Below are 11,833 nucleotides of genomic sequence, written 5' to 3'. Positions count from 1 at the left end.
GGTGCATTACGGTGGGGCACGAGGGCCTTTCTGATCACTGGTGCAGATGTCGCAATCCACACCAGGCCAGAAGGCCCTCACCCATTTCAAGATCAGCCGACCGTGAATCCAGTCACCGTCCACAACCTCCCGAGACAGAACACGTAGCCCACCCCCGGCGCCTACGTCGACCATGGCCCGGTAGCGGTCGGGCAGACCGGCCCGTACGCCGAACACCTGCTCAGCGGACCACGGATGCACTCGTGTCGGTACGGGACGAGGCGCCTTGACCGATCGGGCCCGACAGGGGTTCGAGGCCAGGAGACGGTCATCCACGGCCGCGTTCAGCACGGAAGAGACCGCGTCGAAGATGAGGCGCCGGTACTGCGCCGACTTCACGGAATCTTCGAGCTGGCGGTTCCAGTCGCGGATGTGCTCAGGCTGGAACGACCCGATGGGGCGAGTGCCGAGGTACGGCAGCGCGTGAAGCCGTAGCCGCCCCTCTACGGCCGCCCGGCTCGTGAGATCGGTCGTGAGGGCGCCGAGCCAGCGTTCCGTGTACTCGCGGAAGGTGACGCGGCCCGCCTTCGGGTCGATGTACTGCCCGCGGGCCATGTCCGCTTCGATGTTGGTCAGCCACGCGTCGGCCAAGCGCTTCTGTTTGTCCGAGAAGCTCTTGGACTTCTCAGCCTCGATCCACCGAGTAATGGCCGGGCTGTGGACAGGGAAATGAGAAGAGGTGCCCGCTGACCTGGGATAATGGGAGTTCTCTACGCTTCCATCCGCCCAACCAGCAAGGCACCTCGTAAGTGAAATCTTCCCACAGCCAGACGGCGGTGTTCGCCGCGTTCGATGAACCGAATCTGATCGCGCATGCCGGACTGGTCCCGGCGATCCGGCTGGCCGAGCGGTGCGACCTGCCGAGTCTGGTGGCCCAGAAGGTGCGGCTGACGGGCGCGAAGAACGGCGCGGGCACGGCTGCTGACGCGAAGGCCATGTCCATTGTCGCCGGGATGGTGGCCGGCGCGGACAGTATCGACGACCTGGACGTGCTGCGGCACGGCGGTCTCGCCCGCCTGTTCGGCGGGATACGGGCCCCATCCACACTGGGCAGCTTCCTACGCGCCTTCACCTGGGGACATGTCCGCCAACTCCAGTCCGCGACACGGGCGTTCACCTGCAATCTGGCCGCGCACACCGGGCTGGTGCCGAAGACGGACGAGGTGGTGTTCGTCGACATCGACTCCAAGGTCAAGCAGGTCTACGGCCCGGCCAAGCAGGGCGCCTCGTTCGGCTATACGAAGGTCCGCGGCCTGCACTTCCAGATCGTCACCGTCAAGACGGGCACCTGCGCGCCGGTCATCGTCGCCACGAGGCTGCGCAAGGGCTCGGCGGGCTCCGGCAAAGGGGCCGCCAGTCTGCTGCGTGAAGCCCTGGCCACGGTGCGGGCGATGGGGATCACCGCGCAGATCATCGTGCGTGCGCACTCGGCGTACTTCTCCCACAGGGTCGTCGACGCCTGCCGCACAGCCGGCGTCCGCTTCTCCCTGGCGGTCGCGGTCAAGAAGACGGTCCGCGAGGCCATCGTGAACATCGCCGAGGACGCCTGGACGCCGATCGAGTACACCGCCGCCGTCTGGGACCACGAGGATGAGTGCTGGGTCTCCGACGCCGAGATCACCGAAATCCCCTTCACCGCGTTCACCAGCAAAAGGAAGCAGTTCCACACCACGGCCCGGCTCATCGTGCGGCGCGTGAAACGCCTCAACCCCAAGAGCGTCCCCGAAGGCCAGGCCGAGCTGTTCGGCGTCTGGCGCCACCACGTCATCTTCACCGACAGCCGCTTCGAGCTTGGCCAGGCCGAGCCGATGCACCGCGACCACGCCGTGGTCGAGCAGGTCTTCGCCGACCTGGAAGACTCCTTGCTCGGCCACCTGCCCTCGGGGAAGTTCACCGCGAACGCCGCCTGGCTCACCCTCGCGGCAGCCGCCTACAACCTCACCCGCGCGGCCGGTCATCTCGCCTCCGCCTTCCACGCCAAAGCGCGGACCGGCACCATCCGCCGCCACCTCATCCACGTCCCGGCCCGGATCGCGACCAGAGCGCGGACGATCACCCTGCACCTGCCTCAACACTGGCGCTGGGAAGCGGACTTCACCGATCTGTGGACCAGCACCGGACAGCGTCTGCGCACCTGACCCAACTGCCCGACGCCCGCCCACGACCAGAAAGAACCTTCGGAGAACCCGCCACCGGGACGGCCACCCGGCAAGCCGTGCTGGCCAAACCCGGAAACATCACCGGCACCCCACCCGAAATCGGAGACCAGAATTCACGCGGTGGATCGAGGCTGAGCCGCGCTGTGGGCCATACGTGGGCCAGCGCGCTCGTGAAACTGCCGCATCGAGTAATAGGGGGTCTTCGAATTTAGTGGGGGTGCGGCGTCCGTCAGCGCCCGTACCGGTCACGGGTTGTAACGGTCTGTCGGGTGGGGTGCCCCGGACGTGGAGAGCCCGCAGGGCTTCGTGATCATGGTTGGTGTCTAGACAACCGATCTTGAAAAACCTGCGGGCTCGGACATCAACGATACAGAGATCAACGACGCGGCGGCGACCCGACTGCTGGGGGTGGAGGGGGTGAGCGTGGTGGGTGTCGAGGACGACGGTGCGGGTGGCAGCCTGGTGCACGTGGTGACTGCCGACCCTGCCGCGCGGGCCTGTCCCGGCTGCGGGGTGTTCGCCATCCGGCTCAAGGATTACCGCACCACCCGGCCCCGGCACCTGCCCTGCGGCGGCCGGCCGGTGGCGGTCCGCTGGCGCAAGGCGCGCTGGTACTGCACCGAACCGGCCTGCGGGCGCGGATCGTTCACCGAGCGGATACCGCAGGTGCCGGCCGGGATGCGGACCACCGCCGCGTTGCGTGAGGCGGCCGGGGAAGCGGTGTGCGACGGCAGCCGCACCGTCATCCAGGCAGGCCGTGACCTGGGGCTTTCCTGGCCGATCGTCCAGCGTTGCTTCACCGCGTACGCAGCCGGTGTCCCGCCCTGCGAGCCGCAGAAGACCGAGGCCGTCGGCATCGACGAGACCCGCCGCGGCAAGCCCGTGTGGAAACAGAACCCGGACACCGGCACGTGGGAGATGGTCGCGGACGCCTGGCACATCGGCTTCGTCGACGCCGTCGGCGGCCGGGGCCTGTTCGGACAGGTCGAGGGCCGCAACGCCGCCAGTGTCGCCGACTGGCTCACCGCCCAGCCCGAACACTGGAAACAGCACGTCAAGTACGTCGCGATCGACCTGTGCCCGACCTTCCGCGCCGCCGTCCGCACAGCCCTGCCGCACGCCACCGTGGTCATCGACTGCTTCCACATCGTGCAACTCGCCCAGCGCCACCTCGCCGACCTCCGACGCCGGCTGACCTGGAAACAACACGGCCGCCGGGCCCGCAAGGGCGACGCGATCTACACCGTCCGCAAACTTCTGCGCCGCAACAAAGAAGACCTCCGCCCCGGTCAACTCACCCTGCTCTGGGTCGAGTTGGACCACATGGGCACCTACGGGCGGCAGATCCACGCCGGCTGGCAGGCCAAGGAGCTCCTGCGCGACCTGCTCCGCCCGGCCTCCAAGCACACTCATGTCCTCCCCGACCGTTCCGCGATCTCCGCCGCCCGCCACCGCCTCAACGCCCACATCGCAGACCACGCCCACCTGCCCGAACTCGTCACCCTCGCCGAGACCGTCGACGCCTGGTGGGACGGCATCAAGGCGTACATCACGACCGGGATCACGAACGCCGCAAGCGAGGGCAACAACCGCCTCATCAAGCTCGAAGCCCGCAATGCCTTCGGCTTTCGCAACCGCGCCAACCAACGCCTACGGTCACGCTGCGCTACGACCCGACGAGCTCGACGGGAGCAGCACCCCCACTAAATTCGAAGACCCGTAATAGGTGCAGGTCAGAGGCAACATCGGGAGTGATACCGCGACGCTCTTGAAAACCGCCCAGCCGCGCTACCCCTGCGAGCCAGTACGTGACTGCCATTCCCTGTAGCGCCAGTGCAGCGCTTCGTTGACGTGTGGGCGCCGGGGCAGCTCACGGAGGTGTTGGGCGATGAAAAGAGAGTTGGACGTTTCACCCCAAATGTGGCTATTGAAAACTATCGAGGCAGGTCGAACGACACACCAACCTCACACTTCCTGGGAGACCTGAGCGAACCACCCCGCACGGACCATAAGTTTCAGGCATCCTGATCGAGGCCAGTGCGCACGATAGGCGACCGAAATATCATTGCGCACCGGTCGGCCACTTATTTTATCGCAAGATGGGAGCGAATCGTGAATTCCGGCAAGGTTCGAGGGTACGAGCAGTTGAATGCCGGTGTAACCGGGGAGGCAGTCCTTGAGGCAATCCGCCGTTCCGGGTACCCCCTTCAAGCCGAAATTTCGAATTCTCTCGCCAGGCAATTCACCGATCTCGACCTCCCAGCCAAGATCCAAGAAGAATGGGCTTACCTGGACAAAGAAACAGATAGCGTGCGCGCCCTCGACGTATTCGCCGAGATTTATTTGAATGACTCAACGGAGTCAGGGTGCGCAAGAAGTGCATTCTCTCCCCAGTTGCACATGCTGATCGAATGCAAACAGAGTGAGCTTCCTTACGTATTCTTCCTTCGAGGGACACCCCCGGGTACAGATGCAGAGTTTCCCGAGCTTATCGGAGTTGAGCCAGACATTAAGATGTTCGGCCGCGTTGAAAACCCAGACATGCCGAGTGATTACTCCATCCTAATGAGCACCTATGACGCTCTAGCTTTCCATGAATTCACAATCTTTGACGCCCCACCTTTCTATGCAATCTCTCTGTCGAAAACGGCTCGGAAAGGCGGATCGAAACTGGAATTGACTGGTGAGGAAGCGTACCGCTCACTCACCCTACCTCTCCTTAAGGCAGCCGACCATCTCAAGAAGATTATCGAAGGAGAAGAAGAAAAGAACGGCCGATCCTACTGCAGCTTTATCGCTCCGATTGCCGTGGTAGATGCACCCATGATTGGGGTGCTTTTGCATGAAGGCAGGCACCTAATGGTTTCGCTTCCATGGGTGCGAATGAGCTATCTGGAGCCCGGCAGCAAGCGCGCTGCATGGGGCCGAACGCAGAGCCGTGTTCGGCACTACGATGTCGTGCATAAAGACTTTTTGGAGCAATACACGCGAACCCTGACCCATGGAGTAAGGTCTGCAGCGATTAGACTGGAAGAGAACAGCACTGTAGTGAAATCAGGCCTCGGAGTTTTCCCCGAAGGGGAAGATTACGCAATAATTCCAGAGCTTGAAGATTGGCGTCTAGAGTACTCCGATCTTGAACCGATCGGCAGAGTGGGAAGACAGCCCAGCGGCAGCGGTATCACATTCGACGGCGGTTCCTCTCAATGCGATGAGAGTGCAATTTTGAATATTCGCGTAGGTGAGAGTTACGAATAGGACGAAAATATCGCCCCAGTTCGAACGGTAGTCAATCGGTAGACCTGCGCACCGCTCTGACGGCAGGAGACGCGGGACACAACCGTCCTTCGAGTCCGCGGACCATTCGTGGACGGCTCTCCCACGACAGGCACAGTGCAGGGCTCTGACCAGTGAAAACGCGGCGTACCGAAGCCCCTCCGGAGTGGTTGCAGTACAGCAGCGAAGTACAGCAACCACTCCGACCGGCATCTGCCGTTGCCGCTCCTCGCAGCCTTCCTGACCAGCCCAGCAGACCTCAGCGACCGTACTGGCCGTATTTCGTATCGAGGAGCGCACTTGGGCCTCTGGCGCGACCGTGGTGATGCCCCTGATGCTGGCGCTCAGTCTCAACGGCAGTCTCGTCCGTAGTAGTTCGCGCTCGTTCGGGGCCGTGTCGGCACAGGGCGGCACGCAGGATCTGAACGGGTCTGAACTACCAGGAACGGCAACCAGCAGAGTTGGAAAGCGTGTTGGGCGGTGCAGAGTTTCAGCTGGTGTCTGGTCGTGGTGGGCCTGGTTGCGCTTGCCGGACTCCGGTGCATGCCACCAGCGTGCTGCCGTCCTGGTCGAGGAACAGCATGAAGACCCACGATCCGTCGGCAGTCCTGATCTGGCCCAGCCGAACCGGTCGGCTGTGTAGGTCGAGGCGTTGCACGGCCCGCGCCAAGCCGGAGGTCTCGATGCCCTTCCGAAGGGTGTGGCGGAGTCGGCGCCCGTAAATCCTCGCGAGGGACTCGGCTGACGTCGTTCCGTCCCAGATAACGTGAGAAGCGCCGGCGCGGAGAGCAGACAGAGCAGCCAACGACGTGTCGTCGCCACCGCCCAGCAGCCGTTCGAACTGTTCCCGCTCCATGACCTCACCCCCGGTCGGGATCCCTGCTGTACAGCAATGAAGTACAGCAACCCCAGCAACCGCCCGAGCCCGACAGCGGCTCTCGCGACCCTCCCCGCAGCCTGCATGACCTCTAATGACCGATCTCTGTAGAGCTACGGATCAGAAGGCGGTGTGCAGTCCCAGGCTCGGCGGGCAAAATCCCGTCGCGCCTGGGAACGCACCCCCGTAGGGTCACACAGTCCCGACGAACGGCGCCCGGGGGCGCCCCAGGCGGAAGCCAAACCGGTGGGAGTAAGAGGCGGCTCGCGGGGTGGTCGCACGCGTGGCGCACGATCGGCGCCCTGAGTAGTCCCCACCGGACCCCGGCAGTTGCTCGTGCCAGATCCGTGCCAGGTTGGACGGGGAGCCACGGGGAATGGCGGGCAGCGACGCGCCCGCGTCGAGGGGCCGTCAGGCCACTCCTCCGCAGGTCAGAACCCCAACTCCCCCTAGATGACCCGAGCTTCCCAAGCTGAGGGCTCAGATCGGCCAGCGGATCACGCCCTCTGGGCTGGGGTGCCCACCGCCCCTACCATCAGACCGTGGACTGGGGGACTTTGGCAGGTACAGCTCTTGGTGCGATCTTGGGTGTGAGTACCACCCTCATCGCCGAACGGTCGAGGTGGCAACGTGAGAGCACAGCCCGCGAACAGGCCGTCAGGCAGCAGCTCTACGCCGAATACCTCGGCGCGCTCTCGCTCACCACACATCGCCTCCGAGATCTGAAGCGCAGCACCGGGCTCACCAGAGAGGAACGCATAGAGCAGGCAGGCGAGATCCTGGGATCGACCAACGCCTACCACCTCCGCTACCAAATGCTGATCATCGCTCCTGTGCAGCTCGGTGACGCGGCCGATAAAGCGTTCATGCGGGTCCGAGACCTACGAGACCGCTTCGACGGGCCCGAAATAAGCGCAGACCCCGACTGGCCTTTGACGATGAGTGCGGTCAGCGAGGCGCTCGACTCCCTCCGTAGGGCCATGCGTGCCGACCTGACCGCAGGCTGATGGCTGTATCGGGCCAGAGATAACCAGCCGATTACTCGTCGCCCAAGAGCCGACTCCGCTCAGGGCAAGGGGTCTCCGGAGCCGTGTGCTTCCAGACCAGGGCCGATGAGGTGCGGCGGAGCATGCGGGTGCGCGATTAGTCGGCCGGTCGTCATAGCCGACTGGCATCGACGAAAGCAGGGAGCCTTGGACTGTGCCCGAGGCTCCCTGCCGTACTGGATACTGCGTGACCAGGCGTCGCCCTTAGAGGTCAGACGGCAATCCCTCTTGAAGATGCTCCGGTGTCGCCAGGCGGCTCCCGCGACTGGTTGCCACACGCAATACGTCTCCCAGTGCCTCAGTCAACTGAGCGGCAAGAAGCGGCAGTTCATCGAAGTCGCCCGTCCTGTGATCGAGTACCTGAAGTGCGTGCTTCAGGAGTTCGGACGCCGTGTCGAGCTGATCCGCCTCGATGCGGTCCGCCAGACGGGACATGAAGCCGTCACCATCGTTGGTGCTCAGGTAGCACGGTTTGCCCTCCGGTCCCACCCACGGGAGGAGCCTGAGTCCGCTCTGTTCCGTCATCACTGAGTCTGCCTTCCGGTGGTTTCGAGGTTGGGTGCCGGCGCACATCCAGGGATCCAGCCGCTCGGCGGTTCGCTTTCGGCGGGTGTGGAGCAGTCAGGCGCTGGATGGCATGGGCAGTCGCAGGCCTCATAGATGACTGGCACGTCGACCGGTGCCGATGCCGGAGAGGACTCCGCGCAGGCGTGGTGTGTGCCAATCCGGCAGGCGATCGAGCGGTAGGAGATGCCCGAAGGATCCGAGGCGGGAGTCTGCCGTCGAGAGGGCATCAGACTGTCTCCAGAAGAGCCGACCATGCTTCGGTCGGCGGGTGGGGGGCCGCGGCAACCGTCGGATGCTGGTGCACGCGCTTTTCCCAGGCCAGCATGTACGGGCGGATGAGCGCGTTTTCCTCGCCCGTCAGCTGGTAGCGATGCCTCGCGGAGTCGGGGATCCGTTGTAAGGCGACCGTCGGCTCGTCGGTGAATACAGCCGATGTGGGAGCGGTCGGTGGCCATGAAGGTGCCGAAGGGCGGCGATGCTTGCCCTTGGGGTGTCGTGCTCCGGCTCGTGTAACTGCACGGCGAATGCGGTTGAGCACGCTGGATCAGCTCCTGTCGCTGATGGGTTGGTCCCGTGGCGTCGCTTGTCGTGGGACCGCTTTGTGTAAGACCGCCCAGAGGGTGCGGGCGCCCAGGCTCGTGGCGAGGAGTCCGAATCGATCGGCCTCGGCCACCACCTCCAGGGCCTCCCTCCATGACTCGGCGGAGAGCTCTTCCGGCACCTCCGCCTCGACCGATGTGAACTGGGCGTACTCCTCCATGCGCGTGGGGAGTCCGAGGGCGGACAGGCGGTCGGCGATGGCCGCCGCGCTAACTCCCGGAGCGGGCACAGGGCAGCCTCCGTTAAGCGGTGATCACATTGAGTGAAGCTAGTTAACTAGATTAAAGCTAGTGGACTAGATTTTCTACATGCCTGAGCAAGCGCCCTTCCTTCGCATCGCCGACGAGCTTCGGCGGCGGATCGCGGAACACGTGTGGGAGCCGGGGGACCGGCTTCCCTCTCGCGCCCAGATCGGCCAGGAATACGGCGTGGGCGAGAACGTGGTCCGCCGGGCACAGGAACTGTTGATCTCGCAGGGCGTGCTGGAGGGCCGTGCCGGCTCGGGTACGTACGTCGCCGAGCCGCGGAAGCGGGTGCGGGTCGTTCGGTCGTCGGCGCGCGAGCAGCCCGAGGGGTCGCCGTTTCGCGCGGACATGAAGGCTGTCGGCAAGCAGGGCGACTGGGAGAGCCGGACGGACGCCAAGGTGCCGGCTCCGGTGGATGTCGCGGCACGGTTGGGTGTCGACGAGGGTGCTCTGTGCGTTCGGACTGTTTATGAGTTCCTTGCCAACGGCAGGCCGGTGCAGTTGTCGACGAGTTGGGAGCCGTACGACCTCACCGCGGGCACGCTCGTCGTCCTTCCTGAGGGAGGGCCGCACGCCGGAGCGGGCGTCGTGAATCGCATGGCTGCCATCGGGATCACCGTCAGCCATGCCGTGGAGCAGCCGGAGCCCAGGCAGGCGACCGCCGAGGAGGCTTCGCTTCTCGGGATCCAGAAGGCCGCGCTCGTCACGCACATCCGGCGGACGTACTACAGCGACGAGGGGCGGCCCGTGGAGACAGCGGACATCGTGGTGCCCGCCGCTCACTGCGAGATCGTCTACGAGATTCCCATCAGCCGATAGGGCTGCCCGCTGGCTCTTCGTCGACGAGCCGAGTTCGTCAGGCCACTGGACGCGTCGATGCCCACCAAGCGGTGAGGCGGTCTGTCATGCCGTCCACGTCGTAGGGGTTGCTCAGGCCGAAGTGCCCCGTCAGTTCCTGGAGCAGGAACTGCCTCAGTTCCGCCCGGTCGGCTCCGCGCCTCAGGCGGGTCAGGATCGGGACGACGAGGCAGTCGTACTCATCCGGTGCAAGATCGGCCACGCCGATCGGGTCCCACTCGTTGAGCAGGTGTCGTAGGTCGTCCCGCACGTCCGCTGATGCCATGGCGCCAGCGTCGCATGTCCGTCGAGTGATCATTCCTGGGCCGTCTCTGGGCCGTGCGAGGGTGCCCGGGGCTGACCGATGGCAACCGGCGGTGACAGTCGAGCCGTGGGCGCCAGCAGGGAAATGCCAGGTCAGGTGACCCCCGCCATACGCGTTTCCCCCGAGGGGTGGCGGTGCGGCAAGATGGGGTGTATCTGCCCACTGCCGAATTCAAGCGTCCGGACGGTTTCTCTTGGCTGAGTTCATTTACACCATGCGCAAGACGCGCAAGGCGCACGGCGACAAGGTGATTCTCGACGACGTCACCCTGGACTTCATGCCGGGAGCGAAGATCGGCGTCGTCGGCCCGAACGGTGCCGGTAAGTCGACCGTGCTGAAGATCATGGCCGGCCTTGAGCAGCCGTCGAACGGTGACGCGTACCTGTTGCCGGGTTACTCCGTCGGCATGCTGCTTCAGGAACCGCCGCTGGACGAGGCCAAGACGGTCCTGGAGAACGTGCAGGACGGCGCCGCCGAGATCATGGGCAAGCTCAAGCGCTTCAACGAGGTCGCCGAGCTGATGGCGACCGACTACTCGGACGCGCTCATGGACGAGATGGGCACGCTCCAGGGGGACCTGGACCACGCCAACGCGTGGGACCTCGACGCCCAGCTGGAGCAGGCCATGGACGCGCTGGGCTGCCCGCCCGGCGACTGGCCGGTCACCAACCTCTCCGGTGGCGAGAAGCGCCGTGTCGCGCTCTGCAAGCTGCTGATCGAGGCGCCCGACCTGCTGCTTCTCGACGAGCCCACCAACCACCTGGACGCCGAGTCCGTGCAGTGGCTGGAGCAGCACCTCGCGAAGTACCCCGGCACCGTCGTCGCCGTCACCCACGACCGGTACTTCCTGGACAACGTCGCCCAGTGGATCCTTGAGCTCGACCGCGGTCGAGCCCACCCCTACGAGGGCAACTACTCCACGTACCTCGAAAAGAAGGCCTCCCGCCTCAAGGTCGAGGGCCAGAAGGACGTCAAGCGCGCCAAGCGGCTCAAGGAAGAGCTTGAGTGGGTGCGGTCCAACGCCAAGGGCCGGCAGGTCAAGTCCAAGGCGCGACTGTCCCGCTACGAGGAGATGGCCGCCGAGGCGGACAAGATGCGGAAGCTGGACTTCGAGGAGATCCAGATCCCGCCGGGCCCGCGCCTGGGCGCCATCGTGGTCGAGGTCAACAACCTCTCCAAGGGCTTCGGCGACAAGGTCCTGATCGACGACCTCAGCTTCACGCTGCCGCGCAACGGGATCGTCGGTGTCATCGGCCCGAACGGCGCCGGCAAGACCACGCTCTTCAAGATGATCCAGGGGCTGGAGACGCCGGACGCCGGCACGATCAAGGTCGGCGACACGGTCAAGATCTCGTACGTCGACCAGAGCCGCGAGAACATCGACCCGAAGAAGTCGCTGTGGGCCGTGGTCTCGGACGAGCTCGACTACATCAATGTCGGCCAGGTCGAGGTGCCGTCGCGGGCGTACGTCTCCGCCTTCGGCTTCAAGGGCCCGGACCAGCAGAAGGCGGCCGGCGTCCTCTCCGGCGGTGAGCGCAACCGCCTGAACCTGGCGCTCACCCTCAAGCAGGGCGGCAACCTGCTCCTCCTCGACGAGCCGACGAACGACCTGGACGTCGAGACGCTCTCCTCGCTGGAGAACGCGCTGCTGGAGTTCCCCGGTGCCGCGGTGGTCGTCTCCCACGACCGGTGGTTCCTGGACCGGGTGGCGACGCACATCCTCGCGTACGAGGGTGACTCCAAGTGGTTCTGGTTCGAGGGCAACTTCGACTCATACGAGAAGAACAAGGTCGAGCGGCTCGGAGCGGACGCCGCGCGCCCGCACCGCGCCACCTACAAGAAGCTGACCCGGGGCTGATCTC

Annotated in this window: 9 protein-coding genes and 1 pseudogene; 6 read left to right on the top strand and 4 right to left on the bottom strand. The window is 64.9% G+C overall.

Going from position 1 to position 11,833, the window contains the following annotated elements; translation table 11 throughout:
* Positions 1-6: 6 nt before the first annotated feature.
* Entirely contained in the window at positions 7-630 is a 624-nt protein-coding gene (locus AB0D14_RS16750) for a hypothetical protein (protein ID WP_362779331.1), read from the bottom strand.
* Positions 631-788: 158 nt separating this feature from the next.
* Between AB0D14_RS16750 and AB0D14_RS16745 the strand changes: the two genes are divergently transcribed.
* The 4 genes from AB0D14_RS16745 (at position 789) to AB0D14_RS16730 (ending at position 7,358) form a co-directional block, all read left to right on the top strand.
* A complete protein-coding gene (locus AB0D14_RS16745; RefSeq protein ID WP_362779328.1) occupies positions 789-2,177 on the top strand; it encodes an IS1380 family transposase in 1,389 nt (462 codons plus the stop codon).
* A gap of 438 nt (positions 2,178-2,615) precedes the next feature.
* Positions 2,616-3,905, top strand: coding sequence for an ISL3 family transposase (locus AB0D14_RS16740; protein WP_362779326.1), 1,290 nt, complete (start codon positions 2,616-2,618; stop codon positions 3,903-3,905).
* Between the two features lie 405 nt (positions 3,906-4,310).
* Complete coding sequence (locus AB0D14_RS16735; protein ID WP_362779323.1) at positions 4,311-5,456, top strand: hypothetical protein; 1,146 nt, start codon at positions 4,311-4,313, stop codon at positions 5,454-5,456.
* Between the two features lie 1,485 nt (positions 5,457-6,941).
* Complete coding sequence (locus AB0D14_RS16730) at positions 6,942-7,358, top strand: hypothetical protein (protein ID WP_362779320.1); 417 nt, start codon at positions 6,942-6,944, stop codon at positions 7,356-7,358.
* 243 nt (positions 7,359-7,601) lie between these two features.
* On the opposite strand, the gene AB0D14_RS16725 is transcribed toward AB0D14_RS16730, so the two are convergent.
* Both AB0D14_RS16725 and AB0D14_RS16720 read right to left on the bottom strand, forming a co-directional pair.
* Complete coding sequence (locus tag AB0D14_RS16725) at positions 7,602-7,922, bottom strand: hypothetical protein (RefSeq protein WP_362779317.1); 321 nt, start codon at positions 7,920-7,922, stop codon at positions 7,602-7,604.
* Between the two features lie 596 nt (positions 7,923-8,518).
* Positions 8,519-8,793, bottom strand: a pseudogene (locus AB0D14_RS16720) (hypothetical protein); the annotation flags it as partial.
* 79 nt (positions 8,794-8,872) lie between these two features.
* Between AB0D14_RS16720 and AB0D14_RS16715 the strand changes: the two are divergent.
* Positions 8,873-9,628 (top strand): GntR family transcriptional regulator, encoded by a 756-nt coding sequence (locus AB0D14_RS16715; protein WP_362779316.1) that lies wholly within the window; start codon positions 8,873-8,875, stop codon positions 9,626-9,628.
* Positions 9,629-9,665: 37 nt separating this feature from the next.
* Here the strand turns inward: AB0D14_RS16715 and AB0D14_RS16710 are convergent, their stop codons facing one another.
* Complete coding sequence (locus AB0D14_RS16710) at positions 9,666-9,932, bottom strand: hypothetical protein (RefSeq protein ID WP_362779314.1); 267 nt, start codon at positions 9,930-9,932, stop codon at positions 9,666-9,668.
* A gap of 232 nt (positions 9,933-10,164) precedes the next feature.
* Between AB0D14_RS16710 and ettA the strand changes: the two genes are divergently transcribed.
* Complete coding sequence (ettA, locus tag AB0D14_RS16705; protein ID WP_362779312.1) at positions 10,165-11,829, top strand: energy-dependent translational throttle protein EttA; 1,665 nt, start codon at positions 10,165-10,167, stop codon at positions 11,827-11,829.
* Positions 11,830-11,833 lie beyond the last annotated feature (4 nt).

The sequence above is a fragment of the Streptomyces sp. NPDC048484 genome (genome assembly GCF_040651415.1).
Classification (GTDB): domain Bacteria; phylum Actinomycetota; class Actinomycetes; order Streptomycetales; family Streptomycetaceae; genus Streptomyces.
Note: the sequence above shows the minus strand (reverse complement) of the source record. Positions and strands in the feature narration are given on the sequence as shown.